At 62.4% G+C, this 22134-nt stretch carries 19 protein-coding genes; 8 read left to right on the top strand and 11 right to left on the bottom strand.

All coding sequences use genetic code 11. The features are described 5' to 3' along the window. The coding region (locus tag BM321_RS27460) for a transposase (RefSeq protein WP_139230569.1) at nucleotides 1-295 on the top strand (295 nt) is incomplete at its 5' end. A 273-nt stretch (nucleotides 296-568) separates the two neighbouring features. Here the strand turns inward: BM321_RS27460 and BM321_RS27465 are convergent. After that, nucleotides 569-1600 carry an IS110 family RNA-guided transposase gene (locus tag BM321_RS27465; RefSeq protein WP_092446053.1) on the bottom strand — a complete coding sequence of 344 codons (1032 nt, stop codon included), beginning with the start codon at nucleotides 1598-1600 and terminating at the stop codon, nucleotides 569-571. 134 nt (nucleotides 1601-1734) lie between these two features. After that, nucleotides 1735-2391 carry a histidinol-phosphatase gene (locus tag BM321_RS27470; RefSeq protein WP_092446055.1) on the bottom strand — a complete coding sequence of 219 codons (657 nt, stop codon included), beginning with the start codon at nucleotides 2389-2391 and terminating at the stop codon, nucleotides 1735-1737. Nucleotides 2392-2534: 143 nt separating this feature from the next. Here BM321_RS27470 and BM321_RS27475 point away from each other — a divergent pair, with 143 nt between their 5' ends. Both BM321_RS27475 and ptsP read left to right on the top strand, forming a co-directional pair. Further along, nucleotides 2535-3014 carry an RNA pyrophosphohydrolase gene (locus BM321_RS27475; protein WP_003186867.1) on the top strand — a complete coding sequence of 160 codons (480 nt, stop codon included), beginning with the start codon at nucleotides 2535-2537 and terminating at the stop codon, nucleotides 3012-3014. A 22-nt stretch (nucleotides 3015-3036) separates the two neighbouring features. Then, the gene (gene ptsP / locus BM321_RS27480) at nucleotides 3037-5316 is read left to right on the top strand and encodes a phosphoenolpyruvate--protein phosphotransferase (protein ID WP_053180992.1); all 2280 of its coding nucleotides are present in this window, start codon (nucleotides 3037-3039) and stop codon (nucleotides 5314-5316) included. 132 nt (nucleotides 5317-5448) lie between these two features. On the opposite strand, the gene BM321_RS27485 is transcribed toward ptsP, so the two are convergent. Then, on the bottom strand, nucleotides 5449-6195 hold the full coding sequence (locus tag BM321_RS27485; RefSeq protein WP_092446058.1) for an NRDE family protein: 747 nt from the start codon (nucleotides 6193-6195) through the stop codon (nucleotides 5449-5451). A gap of 328 nt (nucleotides 6196-6523) precedes the next feature. Here BM321_RS27485 and BM321_RS27490 point away from each other — a divergent pair, with 328 nt between their 5' ends. The 3 genes from BM321_RS27490 (at nucleotide 6524) to BM321_RS27500 (ending at nucleotide 9205) form a co-directional block, all read left to right on the top strand. Then, nucleotides 6524-7306, top strand: coding sequence for a sulfite exporter TauE/SafE family protein (locus BM321_RS27490; RefSeq protein WP_092201404.1), 783 nt, complete (start codon nucleotides 6524-6526; stop codon nucleotides 7304-7306). Between the two features lie 68 nt (nucleotides 7307-7374). Further along, nucleotides 7375-8184 carry a prolipoprotein diacylglyceryl transferase gene (gene lgt, locus BM321_RS27495; RefSeq protein ID WP_092446060.1) on the top strand — a complete coding sequence of 270 codons (810 nt, stop codon included), beginning with the start codon at nucleotides 7375-7377 and terminating at the stop codon, nucleotides 8182-8184. Between the two features lie 49 nt (nucleotides 8185-8233). Further along, complete coding sequence (locus BM321_RS27500; RefSeq protein ID WP_092329939.1) at nucleotides 8234-9205, top strand: thymidylate synthase; 972 nt, start codon at nucleotides 8234-8236, stop codon at nucleotides 9203-9205. Nucleotides 9206-9335: 130 nt separating this feature from the next. Here BM321_RS27500 and cadR read toward each other — a convergent pair whose 3' ends face one another. Beyond that, nucleotides 9336-9782, bottom strand: a complete 447-nt coding sequence (gene cadR, locus BM321_RS27505) for a Cd(II)/Pb(II)-responsive transcriptional regulator (RefSeq protein WP_092201336.1) — start codon at nucleotides 9780-9782, stop codon at nucleotides 9336-9338. A gap of 86 nt (nucleotides 9783-9868) precedes the next feature. On the opposite strand from cadR, the gene BM321_RS27510 reads away from it, so the two are divergent. Further along, nucleotides 9869-12088, top strand: a complete 2220-nt coding sequence (locus BM321_RS27510; RefSeq protein WP_092446062.1) for a heavy metal translocating P-type ATPase — start codon at nucleotides 9869-9871, stop codon at nucleotides 12086-12088. Nucleotides 12089-12323: 235 nt separating this feature from the next. On the opposite strand, the gene BM321_RS27515 is transcribed toward BM321_RS27510, so the two are convergent. Genes BM321_RS27515 through BM321_RS27525 form a run of 3 tightly spaced genes read right to left on the bottom strand, consistent with a single transcriptional unit; the run spans nucleotide 12324 to nucleotide 17532 of the window. After that, nucleotides 12324-15371, bottom strand: coding sequence for an efflux RND transporter permease subunit (locus tag BM321_RS27515; protein WP_092446064.1), 3048 nt, complete (start codon nucleotides 15369-15371; stop codon nucleotides 12324-12326). Further along, nucleotides 15368-16432, bottom strand: coding sequence for an efflux RND transporter periplasmic adaptor subunit (locus BM321_RS27520; protein WP_092446066.1), 1065 nt, complete (start codon nucleotides 16430-16432; stop codon nucleotides 15368-15370). Before BM321_RS27520 ends, BM321_RS27515 begins: the two co-directional genes overlap by 4 nt. Next, nucleotides 16429-17532, bottom strand: coding sequence for an efflux RND transporter periplasmic adaptor subunit (locus tag BM321_RS27525; RefSeq protein ID WP_092446068.1), 1104 nt, complete (start codon nucleotides 17530-17532; stop codon nucleotides 16429-16431). Before BM321_RS27525 ends, BM321_RS27520 begins: the two co-directional genes overlap by 4 nt. A 122-nt stretch (nucleotides 17533-17654) precedes the next feature. On the opposite strand from BM321_RS27525, the gene BM321_RS27530 reads away from it, so the two are divergent. Then, on the top strand, nucleotides 17655-18815 hold the full coding sequence (locus BM321_RS27530; RefSeq protein ID WP_092446070.1) for an AAA family ATPase: 1161 nt from the start codon (nucleotides 17655-17657) through the stop codon (nucleotides 18813-18815). A 110-nt stretch (nucleotides 18816-18925) separates the two neighbouring features. On the opposite strand, the gene BM321_RS27535 is transcribed toward BM321_RS27530, so the two are convergent. The 4 genes from BM321_RS27535 to BM321_RS27550 are packed head-to-tail and all read right to left on the bottom strand — an operon-like array spanning nucleotide 18926 to nucleotide 21888. Further along, nucleotides 18926-19807 (bottom strand): transporter substrate-binding domain-containing protein, encoded by an 882-nt coding sequence (locus tag BM321_RS27535; protein WP_072409265.1) that lies wholly within the window; start codon nucleotides 19805-19807, stop codon nucleotides 18926-18928. Continuing rightward, complete coding sequence (locus BM321_RS27540; RefSeq protein WP_092446072.1) at nucleotides 19804-20586, bottom strand: amino acid ABC transporter ATP-binding protein; 783 nt, start codon at nucleotides 20584-20586, stop codon at nucleotides 19804-19806. The genes BM321_RS27535 and BM321_RS27540 overlap by 4 nt, the downstream gene beginning before the upstream one ends. Further along, nucleotides 20583-21242, bottom strand: a complete 660-nt coding sequence (locus BM321_RS27545) for an amino acid ABC transporter permease (protein ID WP_092446074.1) — start codon at nucleotides 21240-21242, stop codon at nucleotides 20583-20585. The genes BM321_RS27540 and BM321_RS27545 overlap by 4 nt, the downstream gene beginning before the upstream one ends. Then, nucleotides 21223-21888, bottom strand: coding sequence for an amino acid ABC transporter permease (locus tag BM321_RS27550; protein WP_092446076.1), 666 nt, complete (start codon nucleotides 21886-21888; stop codon nucleotides 21223-21225). Before BM321_RS27550 ends, BM321_RS27545 begins: the two co-directional genes overlap by 20 nt. Between the last annotated feature and the right edge of the window lie 246 nt (nucleotides 21889-22134).

Below are 22134 nucleotides of genomic sequence, written 5' to 3' on the forward strand. Positions count from 1 at the left end.
CAGAAATGCCGATGCCTTCATCGCTTTTCTGGGCCTAGACCTGCGTATATCGGACTCAGGGAAAAAGAAGGGACGCCGCTGCCTGTCTAAGCGAGGTGACCCAGAGGCCCGTCGATTGATGCATAACGCCGCGATGTCGGCGAGGCGCACAGCGGCATGGAAGGGTTTTTATGAGGCACTAAGGGCCCGGGGACTCAGCACAACCGAAGCATTAGTAGCACTGGCCCGCAAGCTTGCCCGAGTGGTATTCGCCCTGCTGAAGAATCAGAGCGAATACTTACCGAAAGGCATTTAGGGGGTAGCCCTGCACCATAGAATCTCCCACATCTATGGTCCTCTCAGTTTCTGCAATACTGAATTTGGATGCGTGATTGGCTTGCCGCAATCTATTCGGCGTCGAAAAGATAAATTCGCGCCGCGATGAAAATCGCGCCTGACAGTCCTGATTAGGGTAGATCGGCTTTAGAGCCGTGTGGGAGCCCAGGTTTTCTGTCAGGTCGGTAGGCCGTTTACGTCATCTGTTATCCAGCATCGCAAAACCAGGTGGGTGGTGCTCGGTAACGCAGGGTCAAGCGTTCTGTGCGCTTGGCCCTGCCTCATATATTCCATGGGTGTGCGCTAAGGCCCAGGCTATGCGCGCCAATTTATTCGCCAACGCGCACACCACAACATTGCGGTGGTGACGAGCTAACAGCCCGCGTACCCAATCCGCCAAGTGCCCGGTTTGTTTATCCAGGTGATTGATAAAGGTCTGGCTGCATTGCACAAGCAATCGTCGCTGATTACGGTCGCCACGCTTGCTGATGCCTAATAAATGCGGCTTCCCGCCAGTAGTGAGCTGCTTGGGTACCAGGCCTATCGAGGCGGAGTAGTCACGGCCCCGTTTGTACTGTTTGCCGTCACCTATTTCTGCAGCCAGGGCGCTGGAGGTGATCGGGCCGACGCACGGCATCGTCATCAACCGTGTAGCCAGATCGTCTTCAGCGACCTGGCCTTCCAATTCTTTGGTTAACGCCTTAACTCGTTCATCGAGATAGGTGAAATGAGCGTGAAATTGCTCAAAAAGACGAATGACCGGCACAGGTGCACGGAGCTCCTCCAGGACTTTGGGCAGTTCTCTGATTGATTTGAAGGTCGGCTTCAAGCTAATCCCCCACTCAAGCAGAAAGGCGTGAATCCGATTGACCGTGGCGGTCCGGTCTCGCATGAACGCTTCGCGGGTCATATTGAGCATGCTGAGTGCTTGCTGAGCCTCGGTTTTTAGCGCAACGAAGCGCATCGCAGATCGACTGGCGGCTTCGCCAATAGCCTCTGCATCGACATAGTCGTTCTTGTTGCTTTTGACGTAAGGACGTACATGTTGGGCTGCTATGAGTTTGGGTTGATGGCCACAACTGACTGCGAATCGCCCCATGAAATGCGCACCGCCGCAGGCTTCCATAGCCAGGGTGCAAGGGGGCAGTTGAGCAATGAAGGCAAAAACCTGAGCGCGTGAAACCTTGGCACGGAACAGGTGGCGCCCGCGGTTATCTTGACCGTAGAAGTGGAAGCAGTTTTTGCCTAGATCCAAGCTGGTAATAGCAAGATTGTCAGTATTCATGGCGGCGGTCTCCGGTAGATCCCCCAGTGAAAGCTTAGCTTTCACTGGGGGAGGTCTGAGAGGACCATTTCATTAGGGGATTTGCGTCGTCCACAAAATCCGTGTGGGAGCGAGCTTGCTCGCGATAGCCATTTTCAGCCGCGCAACGAAATCACCGGCCAACCCCGCTTCTCGGCCTCGGCCCGAAGATTCGGATCCGGGTCCACCGCCACCGGATGCGTCACCGCCTCCAGCAACGGCAAGTCGTTCATCGAATCGCTATAGAAATAGCTGCCCTCCAACGAATGCCCGGTTTCTTCCAGCCAACGGTTCAACCGAGTCACCTTGCCCTCGCGAAAACACGGGATATCGGTGCTGCGGCCGCTGTAGCGCCCGTCAACCATCTCGCATTCGGTGGCGATCAGGGTTTCGACGCCCAGGCGCTCGGCAATCGGCGCGGTGACGAAGCGGTTGGTGGCGGTAATGATCACCAGCTTGTCGCCAGCGTCACGGTGCTTTTTCAGCAGTTCGATGGCCTTGGGCAATACGATCGGCTCGATGCAGTCGCGCATGTAGTCCTGGTGCCACTGGGCCAGCACGTGCATTTCGGTACGGCCGAGGATTTCCAGGCAAAAATTCAGGTACTCGGCGTTGTCGAGCTTGCCGGCCAGGTAATCCTCGTAGAACGCGTCGTTGCGTGCCTTGTACGTGACAGCGTCCAGAAAACCGCGCTCACACAGGTAATCGCCCCACGCGTGGTCGCTGTCACCGCCCAGCAATGTGTTATCCAAGTCGAATAAAGCCAGCCGCATTGCAGTTACTCGCTGAAAAATCTGAAGAAAGGCGTCCAGAATACGGACTTTTCACAAGAGTGCACATAAGCTAGGGGCGCTCGTTGCTGCTTTCACAACCTTTGTGGAACAATGCGGCGACATGCGTTTGCGAGGTTGTTGCCGTGATCGATCCCGATGGTTTCCGTCCCAATGTGGGGATCATTCTTACGAATGATGCTGGGCAGGTGCTATGGGCTCGCCGTATCAATCAAGACGCCTGGCAGTTTCCCCAGGGTGGGATCAACCCCCAGGAGACGCCGGAAGAGGCCTTGTACCGCGAGTTGAACGAAGAAGTGGGGCTCGAGCGAGAAGATGTCGAAATACTCGCCTGTACCCGAGGCTGGTTGCGCTATCGTTTGCCGCAACGCCTGGTCCGCACGCACAGCCAACCGCTGTGCATCGGCCAGAAGCAGAAATGGTTTCTCCTGCGCCTGATCTCCAACGAGCAGCGGGTGCGGATGGATTTGACCGGTAAACCGGAGTTCGATGGCTGGCGCTGGGTCAGCTATTGGTATCCGTTGGGCCAGGTGGTGACATTCAAGCGCGAAGTGTATCGACGCGCTCTCAAAGAGCTTGCCCCGCGCCTGCTGACGCGCGACTGACGACGGAGTTCGACCCCGAGCCATGCTCAATACGCTGCGCAAGATCGTCCAGGAAGTTAACTCCGCCAAGGATCTCAAGGCGGCGTTGGGGATTATTGTATTGCGCGTCAAAGAGGCCATGGGCAGCCAGGTCTGCTCGGTCTACCTGCTGGACCCCGAGACCAACCGTTTCGTGCTGATGGCCACCGAGGGCTTGAACAAGCGCTCCATTGGCAAGGTCAGCATGGCCCCCAATGAAGGCCTGGTCGGCCTGGTCGGCACGCGCGAAGAACCCCTGAACCTCGAAAACGCCGCGGATCACCCGCGCTACCGCTACTTTGCCGAAACGGGCGAAGAGCGTTATGCCTCGTTCCTCGGCGCACCGATCATCCACCACCGCCGCGTCGTCGGCGTGCTGGTCATCCAGCAGAAAGAGCGCCGCCAGTTCGACGAAGGTGAAGAAGCCTTCCTCGTGACCATGAGCGCGCAACTGGCCGGCGTCATCGCCCACGCCGAGGCCACCGGCTCGATCAGCGGCCTGGGTCGCCAGGGCAAGGGCATCCAGGAAGCCAAGTTCGTCGGCGTGCCGGGTTCGCCGGGCGCGGCGGTGGGCACGGCCGTGGTCATGTTGCCGCCCGCCGACCTCGACGTGGTGCCGGACAAGACCATCACCGACATCAACGCCGAGCTGGGCCTGTTCAAGACCGCCATCGAAGGCGTGCGGGCCGACATGCGGGCCCTGTCGGCCAAGCTGGCGACGCAGTTGCGCCCTGAAGAGCGCGCGCTGTTCGACGTCTACCTGATGATGCTCGACGATGCCTCCCTGGGCAGCGAAGTGACCACCGTCATCAAGACCGGCCAGTGGGCCCAGGGCGCGCTGCGCCAGGTGGTGACCGACCACGTCAACCGCTTCGAACTGATGGACGACGCCTACCTGCGCGAGCGCGCCTCGGACGTCAAGGACCTTGGCCGCCGGTTGCTGGCCTACTTGCAGCAGGAGCGCCAGCAGACCCTGGTCTACCCCGACAACACCATCCTGGTCAGCGAAGAGCTGACCCCGGCCATGCTCGGCGAAGTGCCCGAAGGCAAGCTGGCGGGGCTGGTCTCGGTATTGGGCTCGGGCAACTCCCACGTGGCGATCCTGGCCCGGGCCATGGGCATCCCGACGGTGATGGGCCTGGTGGACCTGCCGTACTCCAAGGTCGACGGCATCCAGATGATCGTCGATGGCTACCACGGCGAGGTCTACACCAACCCCAGCGATGTGCTGCGCAAGCAGTTTGCCGATGTGGTGGAGGAAGAAAAGCAACTGTCCCTGGGCCTGGATGCGCTGCGGGACCTGCCATGCGTGACCCTCGACGGCCACCGCATGCCCTTGTGGGTCAACACCGGCCTGCTGGCCGACGTGGCCCGGGCGCAGAAGCGTGGGGCCGAGGGTGTGGGCCTGTACCGCACCGAAGTGCCGTTCATGATCAACCAGCGCTTCCCCAGCGAAAAGGAACAGCTGGCGATCTACCGCGAACAACTGGCCGCGTTCCACCCGCAACCGGTGACCATGCGCAGCCTGGACATCGGCGGCGACAAGTCCCTGTCCTACTTCCCGATCAAGGAAGACAACCCGTTCCTCGGCTGGCGCGGCATCCGCGTGACGCTCGACCACCCAGAAATCTTCCTGGTCCAGGCCCGCGCCATGCTCAAGGCCAGCGAGGGCCTGAACAACCTGCGCATCCTGTTGCCGATGATCTCCGGCACCCATGAACTGGAAGAAGCCCTGCACCTGATCCACCGGGCCTGGGGCGAAGTGCGCGACGAAGGCACCGACGTGCCGATGCCACCGGTGGGGGTGATGATCGAGATCCCGGCGGCGGTGTACCAGACCAAGGAACTGGCGCGGCAGGTGGACTTCCTGTCGGTGGGCTCCAACGACCTGACCCAGTACCTGCTGGCCGTGGACCGCAACAACCCACGGGTCGCCGACCTGTACGACTACCTGCACCCGGCAGTGCTGCAAGCCCTGCAGAACGTGGTGCGTGACGCCCACGCCGAAGGCAAGCCGGTGAGCATCTGCGGCGAAATGGCCGGCGACCCGGCGGCCGCGGTGCTGCTGATGGCGATGGGGTTCGACAGCCTGTCGATGAACGCCACCAACCTGCCGAAAGTGAAGTGGATGCTGCGCCAGATCAACCTCAGCAAAGCCCAGGAATTGCTGGCGGAAGTAATGACCATCGACAACCCGCAGGTGATCCACAGCTCCCTGCAACTGGCGCTGAAGAACCTTGGGTTGGCGCGGATGATCAATCCGGCCTCGAACAAGACACTCTGATCCTGCGGCGCCCCTATCGCGAGCAAGCTCGCTCCCACAGTGGTTCTCGGTTGTTCACAAAATTTGTGTTCACTGACGATCTACTGTGGGAGCGAGCTTGCTCGCGATGAGGCCAGCAGTGACACAGCAAAACTAAGCCCTGACCTCCACCTCCCCCAAATGCCCCCCGTGGGGCCCGAAACTGCGCTCGACCATGTGCCGTGTCCCATCGGCATGGACAATCAGCGCCGTACTCGCCCGCGTCCCGTAGGCCGGGCTGGCAATGAACACACTCGATAGCAGCATCTCGGTCGCCAGGCCCACGCCCGTGTCTGGCAGTTCCGCCACCGGCGCGGGTTGAGGGTCGTTCAGCAGCGCCAACAAGGCCTGGGGCTGCGGATCGTCCAGCACCTCGCCCAGGGCCGCCCGGGCCTTGAGCAATTTGGGCCATGGCGTGTTCAGCCCAGCGTTCGACAAACCATAGACGCCCTCGGCCAGCCGCTGGGGCTGGGTATCGCGGGCGTTGTAGTGCCACAGCTCGGTGCCATCGCCGAGCAGCAGGTTGAAACCACCATACTCGTTGGCGCGGGGCACGATTTCGCCGAGGTAATCGGCAATCGACAGATTCCCGGTCAGGAACCGAGCGACCAGCTCACCGCGCGACTTGAAGGCCGGCAACTGACCCGGGTCACGGATATTGGTCAGGGCGGCAAAACGCCCTTCGGCGCCAATGCCGAGCCAGGTGCCACCGGCTTCGAGATCGCGCCCGGCATGGACATGGGGCGCGTCAGGCCATTGGGCCAGGGGCAAGGTCGGCCGGGCATAGAACTCGTCGCGGTTGGCCGCCACGATCAGCGGTTGGGCGTGGCCGGGTCGCCAGGCAAATACGATCAGGCACATCAGGTCGTCCTGTTTAAAATACCCATCCATTGAAGATAGAGACGAACACAGCCTCTGTGGCGAGGGAGCTTGCTCCCGCTGGGCTACGAAGTAGCCCCAAAATCCAGGGGCCAGTTTTTCAGACCAGTCAGCGGGATTTTATTGGGAGGGCTTCGCCCTCCAACGGGAGCAAGCTCCCTCGCCACAACAGCAGTCCACCCACTATCTCCAGGGTTCTCAGCCCACTCTACCCACACATCGCCCCGGCATCCATCGCCTTCAGTGGAGCCTGGGGCCCTGGATCCGTTACCATGCCGCTCTTATTTCGGGGATGGGCGGGGAGAGTCTGGTGGAATTTGTGCTCTATCTGCTGCTTGGCGCCTGCGCGGGGGTGCTGGCCGGGCTGTTCGGCGTGGGGGGCGGGATCATCATCGTCCCGGTGCTGGTGTTCAGTTTCACCCTGCAGGGTTTCGATCCGCAGGTGTTGACGCACCTGGCCGTCGGCACGTCCCTGGCATCGATCATCTTCACCTCGATCAATGCCGTGCGCGAACATCAGCGCAAAGGCGCGGTGCGCTGGCCGATTTTCGCCTGGATGACGGTGGGGATCCTGATCGGTGCCGGTTTCGGCGCGATCACCGCCGAAGCGATTTCCGGCCCGCACCTGCAAAAGATCATCGGCGTGTTCGCCCTGATCGTTGCCGTGCAACTGGCCCTGGACGTCAAGCCCAAGGCCAGCCGCACCGTACCGGGCAAGGCCGGGCTGACCGCGGCCGGCACCGTGATCGGCTGGGCCTCGGCGATTTTCGGCATCGGCGGCGGTTCGCTGACCGTGCCGTTCCTGACCTGGCGCAGCGTGCCGATGCAACAAGCGGTCGCGACGTCATCGGCCTGCGGACTGCCCATCGCCGTGGTCAGTGCGTTAAGTTTCATGATCCTGGGCTGGCACGATCCGCTGCTGCCGGCCCATAGTCTCGGTTTTGTGTATTTGCCGGCGCTGCTGGGCATCGCCTTGACCAGCATGGTCTTCGCCCGTTTTGGCGCGCGGCTGGCCCATCGCCTGTCGCCGCGCTTGCTCAAGCGGCTGTTCGCCGCCTTGCTATTCTGCGTGGGCTTGAGTTTTCTGTTCTGACGCAATCCTGGCTTAATCCCGAGGTGGCAGCGTCGCCCGGGCATTTTTGACGTTTACGAGGAATATCAATGCTGCCTTACCCGCAGATCGATCCGGTGGCCCTGGCCATCGGCCCGCTGAAAATCCACTGGTACGGCCTGATGTACCTGATCGGCATCGGCGGCGCCTGGCTGCTGGCGTCGCGCCGGCTCAACCGCTTCGACCCGACCTGGAACAAGGAAAAGCTCTCCGACCTGGTGTTCTGGTTGTCCATGGGCGTGATTGTCGGCGGACGCCTGGGCTACGTGCTGTTCTACGACCTGAGCGCGTACCTGGCCAACCCGACGCTGATCTTCGAAGTCTGGAAGGGCGGCATGTCGTTCCACGGCGGGTTCATCGGCGTGATGCTGGCGGCGCTGTGGTTCGGCAAGCGCAACAACAAGTCGTTTTTCGAGCTGATGGACTTTGTCGCGCCAATGGTGCCGATCGGCCTGGGCGCCGGGCGCATCGGCAACTTCATCAATGCCGAATTGTGGGGCAAGCCGACCGACGTGCCGTGGGCGATGATCTTCCCGCCGTTCAGCGACCCGGCGCAATTGCCGCGCCATCCGTCGCAGCTGTACCAGTTCGCCCTCGAAGGCGTGGCATTGTTCCTGATCCTCTGGCTGTTCTCGCGCAAGCCGCGGCCAACCATGGCGGTGTCGGGCATGTTCGCGCTGTTCTACGGGATCTTCCGCTTCATCGTTGAATTCGTCCGTGTACCGGATGCCCAGCTCGGCTACCTGGCCTGGAACTGGCTGACCATGGGCCAGTTGCTCTGCCTGCCGATGATCGTCGGTGGCCTCGCGTTGATCTGGCTGGCTTATCATCGAGCGCCGGCTGCGGCGGCCAAGGTTTAAAATTCGAACCCCGGGGCGCTGGCCCCGGGTTCAAGGACACAGGTAACCCATGAAGCAATATCTCGATCTGGTGGCCCACGTCATCAAGAACGGCACCAAGCAAGCCAACCGCACCGGTGTGAATACCATCAGCTTCCCCGGCGCCATGCTGCGCTATGACTTGCAGGACGGCTTCCCGGCCATCACCACCCGCAAGATGGCCTTCAAGTCGGCCATCGGCGAAATGTGCGGTTTTCTCCGTGGCGTGAACAATGCCGCCGAGTTCCGCGCCCTGGGCTGCAAGGTCTGGGACCAGAACGCCAACGAAAACGCCCAGTGGCTGGCCAACCCGTTCCGCCAGGGCGACGACGACCTGGGCGAGATCTATGGCGTGCAATGGCGCAAATGGCCGGCCTACAAGCAGATTCCCCTGAGCAACCCGGCGGCCATCGAGCAGACGCTGGCCCAGGGTTACCGACAGATCGCCGAAGGCGAAGAGAACGGCCAGGCCTACGTGGTGCTGTACAAGGCCATCGACCAGGTGCGCCAGTGCGTCGACACCATCATCAAGGACCCCGGCAGCCGCCGTATCCTGTTCCACGGCTGGAACTGCGCCCAGCTCGATGAAATGGCCCTGCCGCCGTGCCATCTGCTCTACCAGTTCCACCCGAATGTCGAGACCCGGGAAATCTCCCTGACCCTCTACATCCGTTCCAACGACCTGGGCCTGGGCACGCCGTTCAACCTCACCGAAGGCGCCGCCCTGCTGAGCCTGATCGGTCGCCTGACCGGTTATACACCGCGCTGGTTCACCTATTTCATCGGCGATGCCCACGTCTACGAAAACCACTTGGACATGCTCAACGAACAGCTCAAGCGTGAGCCGTTCCCGATGCCGAAACTGGTGATTTCCGAGCGTGTGCCGGCGTTTGCCAAGACCGGTGTGTACCAGCCGGAGTGGCTGGAGTTGGTGGAACCGGGCGACTTCTCCCTCGAAGGCTACCAGCACCACGCGCCGATGACCGCACCGATGGCGGTCTAAAGCTCACTGCTGATGGCTCCCACGCTCTGCGTGGGAGTGTATCCAGTGACGCTCTGCGTCACACAGGGACGCGGAGCGTCCCGGGCTGCATTCCCACGCAGAGCGTGGGGACGATCAAACACAAGGGCACTCAATGCCCATGACTGCGCCCCACATGCGAATGCTCCACCTCCGGCGCCACCGCCCCGCTCACCTCCAACCGCTGCAAGATCCCGCATTGATCCAGGTCCGGCCCTTCGCCACAGCGATGGCGCAGGTCGATCAGTTGCGTCTGCAGGGCCAGCAGGCCATCGATGCGGGCCTTGACGTGCTGGATGTGTTCGTCGATCAGCGCATTGACGCTTTCGCACTGGTCTTGGGGGCTGTCGCGCAGGACCAGGAGGCTGCGGATTTCTTCCAGGGTCATGTCGAGGGTGCGGCAGTTGCGGATGAACGTCAGCCGCTCGGCATGGGCCTGAGTGTAGACGCGGTAATTGCCGTCGCTGCGGGCCGGTTCCGGCAGCAGGCCTTCGCGCTCGTAATAGCGGATGGTTTCGACCTGGCAGTCGGTGATTTTCGCCAGTTCTCCGATCTTCATGATGCGGCCTCCGAAATAGGTGCTTGACCCTATAGTGGCTACAGGGTCTTTACTGTGCAACAGGCACTTTTCATGGACGTCACCCGATGAGCGATTCCCTTCACACCCACAAACCCGACCACGGCCATGATCACGGGCATTCCTGCTGCGCCTCGAAAGCGGCGCCAGCGGTGGTCAACCTCGGCAAAACGCCGACGGACGGTGCGCGGCTGAGCAGTTTCCGCATCGAAGCCATGGACTGCCCCACCGAGCAGACGCTGATCCAGAACAAGCTCGGCAAGCTCGAAGGCGTGCAGCGACTGGAATTCAACCTGATCAACCGGGTGCTGGGCGTGACTCACGATTTGCCCAGCGACGCGCCGATCATCCAGGCCATCGAGTCCTTGGGGATGCAGGCCGACCCGCTGGTCCCGGGCCAGAAACCGGAAACCAACGACCTGCCCGCTCCGGCCAAACCCTGGTGGCCGTTGGCGCTGTCCGGCGTGACGGCCTTGGGCGCCGAGCTGATCCATTTCACCAATGCCGCGCCCAACTGGGTGGTCGCGCTGGTGGCGTTGGTATCGATCCTCAGCGGCGGCCTGGGCACGTACAAGAAGGGCTGGATCGCCCTGAAGAACCGCAACCTGAATATCAATGCGCTGATGAGCATCGCCGTGACCGGTGCCGTGCTGATCGGCCAATGGCCCGAAGCGGCGATGGTGATGTTCCTGTTCACCGTGGCCGAGCTGATCGAGGCCAAATCCCTGGACCGGGCGCGTAACGCCATCAGTGGCCTGATGCAGATGGCCCCGGAACAGGCCACCGTGCAACAGGACGATGGCAGCTGGCAGGTGCAAGAGGTCAAGGTCATTGCCCTGGGTGCGCGGGTGCGGGTGCGCCCCGGCGAACGCGTGGGCCTGGACGGTGACGTGGTCGCCGGCCGCTCCACCCTCGACCAGGCACCGATCACCGGCGAAAGCCTGCCGGTGGAAAAAACCGTCGGCGACAAAGTGTTCGCCGGCACCATCAATCAGGCCGGCGAACTGGAATACACCGTGACCGCGGCGGCCGACCAATCCACCCTGGCGCGGATCATCCACGCCGTGGAGCAAGCCCAGGGCTCCCGCGCACCGACCCAGCGCTTCGTCGATCAGTTCTCGAAAATCTACACCCCGGCGGTATTCGCCCTGGCCTTGGCCGTGGCCGTCATCCCGCCGCTGTTCATGGGCGCGGCGTGGTTCGACTGGATCTACCGGGCGCTGGTGCTGCTGGTGGTCGCCTGCCCTTGCGCCCTGGTGATTTCCACGCCCGTGACCATCGTCAGCGGCCTCGCCGCCGCGGCGCGCAAAGGCATCCTGATCAAGGGCGGCGTGTACCTGGAGGGCGGCTACAAGCTCGACTACCTGGCCTTGGACAAGACCGGCACGATCACCCACGGCAAACCGGTGCAAACCGACTACGTGGCCCTGGACCCGACGGTGGAGAGCACCGCCCCGGCCCTGGCCGCCAGCCTCGCCGCCCGTTCCGACCACCCGGTGTCCCGGGCGATTGCCAATGCGGCGGTGGATAAGCAACTGGCCCCGCAGGCTGTGGATAACTTTGAGGCGCTTGCCGGGCGCGGCGTGCGCGGCGACATCGGCGGCCAGACCTATCACTTGGGCAATCACCGCCTGGTGGAAGACCTCGGCCTGTGCTCTCCCGAGCTGGAAGAAAAACTCTTCGCCCTGGAAAAACAAGGCAAGTCGGTGGTGCTGCTGCTCGACGCTACAGGCCCCTTGGCGCTGTTTGCCGTGGCCGACACCGTAAAGGACTCCAGCCGCGAAGCCATCCGGCAATTGCACGACCTGGGCATCAAGACCCTGATGCTCACCGGCGACAACGCCCACACCGCCGAAGCGATTGCCGCGCAGGTGGGCATGGATCAGGCGCGGGGCGACTTGTTGCCGGAAGACAAGCTGCAAGCCATCGAGGCGCTGTATGCCCAGGGTCACCGCGTCGGCATGGTCGGCGACGGCATCAACGACGCCCCGGCCCTGGCCCGTTCGGAAATCGGTTTCGCCATGGCGGCGGCCGGCACCGACACGGCCATCGAGACCGCCGACGTCGCGCTGATGGACGATGATCTGCGCAAGATTCCGGCGTTCATTCGCCTGTCGCGGCAGACGTCCAGCATTCTCAAGCAAAACATTGCCCTGGCGTTGGTGATCAAGGCGATTTTTCTTGGGGTCACCTTCGCCGGGCTTGCCACCATGTGGATGGCGGTGTTTGCCGACATGGGGGTGAGCTTGTTGGTGGTGTTCAATGGGTTGCGGTTGTTGCGCAAGTAAAAGGCCGGGTGGCCGGGCTGGCCTCATCGCGAGCAAGCTCGCTCCCACAGTGGTTCTCTGTCGCTCGCAGAATATGTGCTCACTGAGGATCCCTGTGGGAGCGAGCTTGCTCGCGATAGGGCTGCGCAGCAGCCCTTATGGGGCCGCTTCGCGGCCCAGCGGGAGCAAGCTCCCTCGCCACAGAAGCCGTGCATGGCAGCTCTCGTCAGCAGTGCAGTTCTCGTCGCAATGACGATCAGTCGCGCTTGGGCTCGCGGATCTTGTACCAGGCCACATACAGCGCCGGCAGGAACAGCAGTGTCAGCAGGGTAGCGATGATGATCCCGCCGATCATCGCGTAGGCCATCGGCCCCCAGAACACTTCCCGGGCAATCGGGATCATCCCCAGGCTCGCCGCGGCGGCCGTGAGCAGGATCGGCCGGCGCCGGTGTTCGGTGGCCTCCACCACGGCATCCCAGGGCTCGTAGCCGTCACGTTCGTATTCATCGATCTGGGTCACCAGGATCACCGAGTTACGGATGATGATACCGATCAAGGCGAGAATCCCGAGGATCGCCACGAAGCCCATGGGCGTGCCCGTCGGCACCAGCGCCAGCACCACGCCGATCAACCCGAGGGGCGCGACGCTCGCCACCAGGAACAGTTTCTGCACGCTGTGCAGTTGGATCATCAGGAAGGTCGCCATCAGAAACAGCATCAGCGGCACGACACTGGCAATCGGCCCTTGGGCCTTGCTGCTTTCTTCCACCGTACCGCCCGTGGCGACCTTGTAACCCACCGGCAGGCCGGCGGCGAACTTGTCGATATCCGGTTGCAGTTGCTTGACCAGGTCGGTGGGCTGGATCTCGTCGCGCACCGCGGCCTTGATGGTGATGGTCGGCTTGCGGTCGCGACGCCACACCAACGGCTGCTCCAGTTCATAGCGCACCGTGGCAAACGCCAGCAGCGGAATCGAGGTGCCGCTCGGCGTGACGATTTGCAGGTTCTGCAGGGTCTCCGGCGAACCGCGCTCGGCATCCTCAGCCCGACCGACCACATCGATCAGGTAGATATCGTCGTTGACCTGGGTCACCGGCGAGCCACTGACGATGCTGTTCATCAGCCTGGCCACATCATCGGAGGACAATCCCAATTGCCGCGCCTTGTCCTGGGCGATATCAATGCGCAGGACCTTGCCCGGCTCGTTCCAGTCGTAAATGATTTCGCCGATGTGCGAGTTCTTGTCCAGCTCGGTGGCCAGCTCGATGGCGTGCTTGCGCACCTGGTCGACATCCTTGCCACTGACCCGGTACTGGATCGGCCGGCCTACCGGCGGGCCCATTTCCAGGGCCTGCACGTAGCTGCCGATGCCGACGAAATCCTCGCGCAAACGCTTTTGCAGGCGCTCGGTCAGGGCGGTGCGCGACTCAAGGCCCTTGCTGACGATCACCAGTTGCGCGTAGTAGGGGTTCTGCAATTGCTGGTCCAGCGGCAGATAGAAGCGAATCGCGCCTTCGCCGATGTAGGTGCTCCAGCGCGCGATGTCCGGGTCCCCCTTGAGGGTCGCTTCCAGGCGGTCGACGGCTTTGCGGGTCTCGTCCATCGAGGCGTTTTGCGGCAGGTTGAGGTCCACCAGGATTTCCGGTCGATCCGAGGAGGGGAAGAACTGGTTCTGCACAAAGCGCATGCAAAACACCGCCAGCACAAACAGCAGTATCGTGATGCCGATGGCCCACCAGCGATTGCGCATCGCCCACAGCAAGCCGCCGTTGAACGCCCGGCCGATCCGCCCCGGCTCGGCACTGTGAGGCTTCACGTTGGTGCTGAGGATGTGCACCCCGATCACCGGGGCGAACAGCACCGCGACGATCCACGACACCAGCATCGCCACGGCGATGACCGCGAACAGGGTAAAGGTGTACTCACCGGCAGAGCTGGCATTCAGGCCGATCGGTACGAAACCGGCCACGGTCACCAGGGTCCCGGTAAGCATCGGGAACGCCGTCGAGGTGTAGGCGAAGGTCGCGGCCTGCTCCTTGGTTTCGCCTTTCTCCAGGCGCGTGACCATCATTTCCACAGTAATCATCGCGTCGTCCACCAGCAGGCCGAGGGCGATGATCAACGCGCCGAGGGAAATCCGCTGCATGGTGATGCCGCTGTATTCCATGAACAGGAAGACCATCGCCAGCACCAGTGGAATCGAACAGGCCACCACCAGGCCGGCCCGTACGCCAAGGCTGATGAAGCTGACGACCAGTACGATGATCACCGCCTCGAACAAGGCGCTGGTAAAGCCGCCAACGGCCTCTTCCACCACCTCGGCCTGGTCCGACACGGTGTGCACGCCAACGCCCACCGGCAGGTCGGCGGTCAGTTCGTTCATGCGCGCATGCAGTGCCTTGCCGAAATCCTGGATGTTGCCACCCTTCTTCATCGCGATGGCCAGGCCAATGGCCGGCGTGCCGTTGAAGCGGAACATCGGTGTGGCGGGGTCGACATAACCCCGGCTGATATCGGCGATGTCGGCCAGTCGATAGAACCGGTCATTGAGCCGCAGGTTGACGTTGGCCAGGTCTTTTTCCGACTGGAACTGCCCGGACGTACGCACGGAAATCCGCTCCGGCCCCGCGTCGATCACCCCGGCCGGCGTCACGGCATTCTGCGATTGCAGGCTCTGCACCACCTGGCGCTGATCGATGCCCAGCGCAGCGAGTTTGCGCGTGGAGAAGTTCAGGTACAGCACTTCATCCTGCTCGCCGAGCATTTCCACCTTGCCCAGCCCGGGCACGTCGCGAATCTCGGCGCGCACCTGCTCCACGTAGTCGCGCAACTGGCGCATCGACAGACCGTCGCCGGTGAAGGCGTACACCGAACCGTACACGTCACCGAACTCGTCGTTGAACCCCGGGCCTTGCAGCCCCTGGGGGAAGTCGCCACGAATGTCGTCGATCTTCTTGCGCACCTGGTACCAGATCTCGGGGATGTCCTTGGCCCCAGTGGTGTCGAGCAGGTACACGAACACCGTCGATTCGCCCGGACGGGTGTAGCTTTTGACGTAGTCGAGGGAGTCGAGCTCTTCGAGTTTCTTCTCGATGCGGTCGGTGACCTGCTTGAGGGTTTCTTCCTGGGTCGCGCCCGGCCAGCGGGTCTGGATGATCATGGTCTTGATGGTGAACGACGGGTCTTCCTCCCGCCCCAGGTTCATGTACGAGAACACGCCCATCAACAGCGCCACGAACATCAGGTACCAGACGAACGACTGATGCCGCAGGGCCCATTCGGATAAGTTGAAAGGCCCTTTCATCGTGCGTCCTCGTCGAGTTTCACTTTCTGCCCCGGCTTGAGGCTGTTCACGCCAGCGCTGACCACGCGGTCGCCGGCCTTGATACCGTTGGCCACCAGCACCGCATCATTGGAGCGTTCGAGAATCCGTACTTCGCGGGGGGAGACGGTCTGGTTCTGCGGGTCGATGAGCCAGATGCGCGCCTTGCCGTCGATCTCTTGCAGGGCGCTGAGCGGCAGCTCGATGCGCGGTTCGATGGTCGAGCTCAGGGTCACGCTGATGGCCGTGCCCAGGCGAAAGCCTGGCGGTGTGTCGGTCAGCGTCAGGCGCGCGCGGCGGGTGCGGGTAGCGCTCTGGGCCTGGGGTTCGATCTCGCGCACGATGGCGCTGGTGTGGACAGTCGGGTCCAATTGCGCCGCGACCTCGAACACCACGTCCGCGGGCAGGCGCTCGACCAGCCCGGCCGGCAGGTCGATCACCGCTTCCTTGACGTCCGGGCGGGCCAGGGTCACCACTTGTTGGCCGGCGGTGACCACCTGCCCGGCTTCGGCATTCCAGGCAGTGACGATGGCGTCGTGGTCGGTACGCAGCTCGCTGTAGTTGAGCTGGTCGCGGGCCTGCTCCACCGAGGCCCGGGCCTGTTCGAGAGAGGCGCCGGTGGTTTTCAGATCGGTCTGGGCGATGTCCAGTTGCGCCTGGGCCCCAACGCCACGGTCGAACAATTGCTGCTGGCGACGGGCATTGGCCTGGGCATTGATGTACTGCGCCTCGATCCGCGCCAGATCGCCCTGGGTGGCGCGCAACTGATTCTGCTGGTCGGTGGGGTCGAGCGTGGCGAGCAAGTCGCCCTTCTTCACTTCAGCGCCGACATCGACATTGCGGCTGGCGATGCGGCCAGGCACGCGGAAACCCACGTTGCTCTCGTATCGCGCCTGGATATTCCCGGCGAACCGCCCGAGTGCCTGCTGGTCAAGGGCCCGGACCTCAACGGACAACACCGGGCGCACCGGTTCGGGCGGCGCTTCTTCCTTGGAGCAGGCGGCCAGCAACAGGCCGGCCGAGATCATCCACAAACGCTTCATGGCTGGGCTCCCGGGGTGGTTTTTCCATAGGTGTCTTCAGCGATCTCGACGCCTACGCCGGGGTGCAGCAACTGCCCGCCTGCGGTGACGACTTTCTCACCGCCCTTGAGGCCGTCGCTGATGATGACCTTGCCGGTCAGGTAGCGGCCGACCGTCACCGTTTGCAACTGCGCCTTGCCCTCGCCGTCCACCAGCCATACAGCCGGCTCACTGAGGTTCTTGGTCAGGGCCGACCAAGGCAGCTCGAAAGCGGTCTTGCCGGCGGACTTGGCGGTGGCGCTGACCACCGACCCCAGGCGCATGCCTTCGGGCAGATCATTGAGGGTGACCTTGACCTGCACAGTGCCGGTCTGGGCAGACACCGCCGGGGTGATTTCGCGCACCGTGCCGGTGGTCTTGATGGCGGGGTCATCCAGCAGACTGATGGTGATTGCAGGGTCCGACGGCGGTTCGCTCAACAGCGATTCGTAGACGTTGAACACCGCGTCGCGCTCGCCGTCCCGGGCCAGGCTGAAGATCGGCTCCGTGGCCTGCACCACCTGGCCGACTTCCGCCTGGCGCGCGGTGATGATGCCCGGTGCCTCGGCAATCAGCGCGGTGTAGCTCAGTTGCTCACGGGCGTTGGCCAATTGGGCCTGGGCGGCGGCCAGCGCACTCTGGCTGCTGCGCAGTTGAGCCTGGGCCGCGTCGTATTCGCTCTGGCTGGTGTAGCCCTTGGGCAGGAGTTTCTGCTGGCGTACGAACGCCGCGGCACTCTGCTTGACCCGCGCCTGCTCGGCGGCCACCTGGGCCTCGGCGGAATCGACGTTGGTCTGCAGGTCCCGGGGATCGAGCCGGGCCAGCACTTGCCGGGCCGAGACCCGGTCACCGACATCGGCCTTGCGCTCGATGATCTTGCCGCCCACACGAAACGACAGATCGGTCTGCACCCGCGCCTGGACATCGCCGGTCAGGGTCACCGAAGCTGCGTATTCACTGGGCACGGCTTGCTGCACGAAAACCCGTGGCAGGGCTTTTTCTTCGGGCTTTTTATCACCGCACCCCGTCAACAATGCACACACGCCCAAACCAACAACCCATTTGATTCCGGGACCAGTCATGCAGACTCCTTTGCGTTGTACGGACGTACCAGTGACGATACGACTGTGAGCTTAGAACAGGGTTCACTGAAAGCACAGCAATCGGGCAGACTTGCTCCTGACGCCCGTGCAAGGAAACAGGCATGCTCAAGACATTGGCGGTGGCCAACTACCGCTCGATCAATAAATTGGTCATTCCCCTGGGCCGGCTGAACCTGATCACCGGCCCCAACGGCAGCGGCAAATCCAATCTGTACCGCGCCCTGCGCCTGCTGGCCGAGACGGCCCAGGGTGGGGTGGTCAACGCCCTGGCCCGTGAAGGCGGACTCGACTCGACCTTCTGGGCCGGCCCGGAGGAAATCAGCCGCCGCATGCGCAACGGCGAGGTGCCGGTCCAGGCGATTGTGCGCCAGGGCACCAAGCGCCTGCGCCTGGGTTTCGCCGGGGAAGACTTCAGCTATTCGATCGCCCTGGGCTTGCCGGAGCCCAGTCGTTCAGCGTTCTCACTGGACCCCGAAATCAAGCGCGAATGCATCTGGGCCGGCCCGGTGTTTCGGCCCGCCAGCCTGCTGGTGGACCGCAACGGGCCGATGATCCGTGCCCGCGAAGGCCGCTCCTGGGATGTGCTGGCACTGCACACGCCCACCTTCGACAGCCTGTTCGACCAGGTCGGCAGCCTGCGCACTTCGCCGGAGGTCCTGCAGATGCGCGAGTTTATCCGTCGCTGGCGCTTCTATGACCATTTTCGCAGCGACGCCGACGCCCCGGTGCGCCAACCGCAACTGGGCACCCGCACGCCAGTGCTGCACCACGACGGACGCGACCTGGCCGCCGCCCTGCAGACCATCCTTGAAATCGGTGACGACGAAGCCCTGCATGCCGCCATCGGCGACGCGTTCCCCGGTGCCCGCCTGAACATCGAGAAACTGCAAGGCGGACGTTTCGCCATCGCGTTTCAACAACATGGCCTGCTGCGGCCACTGTCCGCCGCCGAACTGTCGGACGGGACCCTGCGCTACCTGTTGCTGGTGGCCGCCCTGCTCACCCCTCGACCGCCTTCGCTGATGGTGCTCAACGAACCGGAAACCAGCCTGCACCCGGACCTGTTGCCGGCCCTGGCGCGGTTGATCATCCGCGCCTCGGCAAATTGCCAGGTCTGGGTCGTGTCCCACGCCACGCGCCTGATCGCCGCCCTGGAACAGGATGAGCAATGCAATTGCATCGTGCTGGAGAAAGACCTTGGACAGACCGGGATAGTCGGGCAGCGGGCGTTGGATGAGCCGGCGTGGCACTGGCCGGATTGAGTGGCGCCTGTAAACCGGATCGCGAGCAAGCTCGCTCCCACATACAATTTCCCCTGTGGGACGAGCTTGCTCGCGAAGGCGCTCTGACGGTCTACACAACCCTCAGAGAATCACCCCTGCCATTTGCCACCCTCGACAATCACACTCTCCGGCTTGGTGTCATCGCTCAGTTCCTTGCGCACGTATTGGTCGTACAGCTTGAGCAGGTACTTCTCTTCACCCAGCTTCGCCAACTCGGCATTGACCCAATCACGCAGCTCGATGTTGCCCTTCTTCACCGCCGGCGCAATCGGCGCTTCGGCGCCCAGTGTCTGCTCCAGCACGCGATAGCCGGGGTTCTGCTTGGCCCAACTGAATAGCACCAGATTGTCCTGGGCATAGGCATCGCCACGCCCGTTGGCCAGGGCTTGCAAGGACTCGGAATTTTTCTCGAACTTGAGCAGTTTCCAGTCCGGGTGATTTTTGGTCAGCCAGATGTCCGCCGTGGTGCCGGTGGTGACGATGGTGGTGCGGCTCGCCAGGTCATCGAGGCTTTTCACCGCGCTGGCTTGTGGCACCAGCGCCTGCACCGCGACTTTCAGGTTCGGGTTGGTGAATTCCACCGCCTCCTTGCGCTCCGGGGTCACCGTCATGTTGGCCAGGATCAGGTCGACCTTGTCACTTTGCAGGAACGGAATCCGGCTCGCCGGTTCGACCGCGACGAACTCGACCTTGTTTTCATCGCCAAGCAGGTCCTTGGCGAATCGACGACCGATGTCGGTATCGAAGCCGACATAACGCCCCGCTTCATCGACGAAGCCAAACGGTGGCTTGTCGGTGAAGACGCCGACGATCAATTTGTCCCGCGCCTTGATTTTGTCCAGGTAGCTGGTCGATGCGGCGCTTGGGCTGGCAACGTTCGGCTTCGGCGGCTCTTCGGTTTTATTGCAGCCGGCCAGCAAAGCGGCGGCGAGCAACGGCAGTAGCAGCAGAGAAGACTTGGCAGTTTTCATGACAGTTCCAGTTCCTTTGTTTGAGTCGTTTTGGGTAGTGCGGCGACGTAGGAGAACTTCTCCAGGAACTGCTGCGCTCGTGCGGTTTGCGGGTTCGTAAAGAAAATCTCGGGAGGGTTTTGTTCAAGGATCCGCCCGGCGTCCATGAACACGATGCGGTCAGCCACGGCGCGGGCGAAGGCCATTTCGTGGGTGACGATCAACAGCGTCATGCCTTCGCGGGCCAGGCCCTGGATGACGTCCAGCACTTCCTTGACCATTTCCGGGTCGAGGGCGGCGGTGACCTCATCGAACAACATGACCTTGGGGTTCATGCACAGCGAACGCACGATGGCGATGCGTTGCTGCTGACCGCCGGAGAGTTGGCGGGGAAAGGCATCGCGCTTGTCCAGCAGCCCCACCCGCGCCAGCAAGGCTTCGGCCTGGCCGCGCGCTTCGCGACGGTCGCGTTTTTGCACTTTGACCGGGCCGAGCAGCAGGTTATCGAGCACGCTCATGTGCGGGAACAGGTGATAGCTCTGGAACACCATGCCGATCTGCTGCCGCACTTCGCGCCAGTCGGTGCCCTTGTCCAGCAACTCGCGACCGGCGAATGCCAAGCTGCCGCTGTGGGCCACTTCCAGCCCGTTGAGACAACGCAGCAAGGTACTTTTGCCGCAACCACTGGGGCCGAGGATGACGATCACTTCGCCCGACTGCACTTGCAGGTCGATGCCATCCAGCACCTGCTGCTCACCGAAAAACTTGTTGAAACCCTTGAACTCGATCAATGCGCTCATGCTTGCGTCCAGCGCCGCTCCAGCACGCGGGAAGCGGCCGAAAGCGGGTAGCAGATAAAAAAGAAAAACAGGAACAGCGCGCCGTAGATCAGCACGGACTCGTAGGTGCGCTCGATGATCTGCTGGCCGACCTTGATCACGTCCACCACGCCGATCAGCACGGCCAGGGAGCTGGTCTTGATGATGCGCGTGTAGACGTTGATGGTCGGCGGAGTCATGCGTCTGAGCGCTTGCGGCAACAGCACATGGCCGTAGAGTTGCGGACCGTTCAGGCCAATGGACAAGCCCGCCTCGCGCTGGCCGCGCGGCAGCGAATGCAATGCACCGCGTACCACTTCACCCACCTCACTGGCACCCCACAACGACAACACCAGGACCGCGCACCAGAAGCTTGGAAGGCTCAGGCCGAAAAAGATCGGCAGGCCAAAGAACAGCAGGTACAACCAGACCAGCACCGGGATCGCTCGGAACAACTCCAGGTAGACCCGCAGAACGACATCCACGCCTTTGACGCCCAACGTCCGCAACACCCCATAAAGCACGCCGCCCACGGTGCTGAGGGCGATGCTCAGGAAGGAAATCGACAAGGTTTGCGCGGCGCCCTTGCCCAGTTGCGGCAACGACACCCACAGCAACTCAAGACCCGAACTGGCCATGCTGGAGCCTCCTTTCCAGGCGGCTGAGCAGCAGCGACAGCGGCAAGAACAGCAGCACGCAAATCAGCGTCAGCACGGCGAGCATTTCGTAGGTCTTGTAGTAGAGCGCGATGTAGCTTTTGGTGGTGTAGAGAATCTCCGGCACCGCCACGGCCGAGACCACGGTGGTCTCCTTGAGCAGGAAAATGAAGTTGGCGAACAGCGACGGCAGGCTGAGGATCCCGGCCTGCGGCAGGATCACGTAGCGCAGCAACTGCCCGTGGGACAGGCCGATGGAACGACCGGATTCCAATTGCGCCTGAGGCACCGCGTCCACGCCCGCACGCAGCACTTCCGTGAGATAGGCACCGCCGAGGAACGTCATGGTGATGATCGCCGCCGCAAACCCCGACACCTTGATGCCCAGCGCCGGCAAGGCGAAGTAGACGAAGAACAACTGGATAAGCAATGGCGTGTTGCGGGCCAGCTCCACATACAGCCCCACCAGGCGTTGCAGGTAAGGTGTGCGCGACACCAGGATCGTTGCGTTCACCAGCGCCACCAGCAGCGAGGTGGCGATAGCGATAAGGCCAACTTGCAGCGTCACGCCCACGGCCTTGAGAAACGCCGGGAGGGTGCTGAGGATAAAAGCGTAATCGAAGTTCATTGAACATCCTGGGCGCCACTCGGTAAGCGGCGGTCGTGCAGTCCATGGGCAGCGGATAGCTGCTCGGCAGGCACTAACTTTAATGGCATAAGAACTGTAATTTAAATACCGTTAAAGCATATTGATATCACGCAAAAAACTATCCCCTGGATTTGCTGCGAAGAGCAAAGACGACTATTTTCCTTGCGCCGCAGGGAGGATCTTTTTCGACATCCCCCTCACCATTACAAGGAAGAAACATGGCTG

Source organism: Pseudomonas sp. NFIX10, assembly GCF_900111955.1.
GTDB classification, from domain to species: Bacteria; Pseudomonadota; Gammaproteobacteria; order Pseudomonadales; family Pseudomonadaceae; genus Aquipseudomonas; species Aquipseudomonas fluorescens_AA.

Bases quoted from the DNA above. Each gene is read 5' to 3' on its own strand.
- BM321_RS27465 (WP_092446053.1), bottom strand. From the start codon at position 1,600: ATGAATACTGACAATCTTGCTATTACCAGCTTGGATCTAGGCAAAAAC.
- BM321_RS27470 (WP_092446055.1), bottom strand. From the start codon at position 2,391: ATGCGGCTGGCTTTATTCGACTTGGATAACACATTGCTGGGCGGTGAC.
- ptsP (WP_053180992.1), top strand. From the start codon at position 3,037: ATGCTCAATACGCTGCGCAAGATCGTCCAGGAAGTTAACTCCGCCAAG.
- BM321_RS27485 (WP_092446058.1), bottom strand. From the start codon at position 6,195: ATGTGCCTGATCGTATTTGCCTGGCGACCCGGCCACGCCCAACCGCTG.
- lgt (WP_092446060.1), top strand. From the start codon at position 7,375: ATGCTGCCTTACCCGCAGATCGATCCGGTGGCCCTGGCCATCGGCCCG.
- BM321_RS27500 (WP_092329939.1), top strand. From the start codon at position 8,234: ATGAAGCAATATCTCGATCTGGTGGCCCACGTCATCAAGAACGGCACC.
- cadR (WP_092201336.1), bottom strand. From the start codon at position 9,782: ATGAAGATCGGAGAACTGGCGAAAATCACCGACTGCCAGGTCGAAACC.
- BM321_RS27510 (WP_092446062.1), top strand. From the start codon at position 9,869: ATGAGCGATTCCCTTCACACCCACAAACCCGACCACGGCCATGATCAC.
- BM321_RS27515 (WP_092446064.1), bottom strand. From the start codon at position 15,371: ATGAAAGGGCCTTTCAACTTATCCGAATGGGCCCTGCGGCATCAGTCG.
- BM321_RS27520 (WP_092446066.1), bottom strand. From the start codon at position 16,432: ATGAAGCGTTTGTGGATGATCTCGGCCGGCCTGTTGCTGGCCGCCTGC.
- BM321_RS27525 (WP_092446068.1), bottom strand. From the start codon at position 17,532: ATGACTGGTCCCGGAATCAAATGGGTTGTTGGTTTGGGCGTGTGTGCA.
- BM321_RS27530 (WP_092446070.1), top strand. From the start codon at position 17,655: ATGCTCAAGACATTGGCGGTGGCCAACTACCGCTCGATCAATAAATTG.
- BM321_RS27535 (WP_072409265.1), bottom strand. From the start codon at position 19,807: ATGAAAACTGCCAAGTCTTCTCTGCTGCTACTGCCGTTGCTCGCCGCC.
- BM321_RS27540 (WP_092446072.1), bottom strand. From the start codon at position 20,586: ATGAGCGCATTGATCGAGTTCAAGGGTTTCAACAAGTTTTTCGGTGAG.
- BM321_RS27545 (WP_092446074.1), bottom strand. From the start codon at position 21,242: ATGGCCAGTTCGGGTCTTGAGTTGCTGTGGGTGTCGTTGCCGCAACTG.
- BM321_RS27550 (WP_092446076.1), bottom strand. From the start codon at position 21,888: ATGAACTTCGATTACGCTTTTATCCTCAGCACCCTCCCGGCGTTTCTC.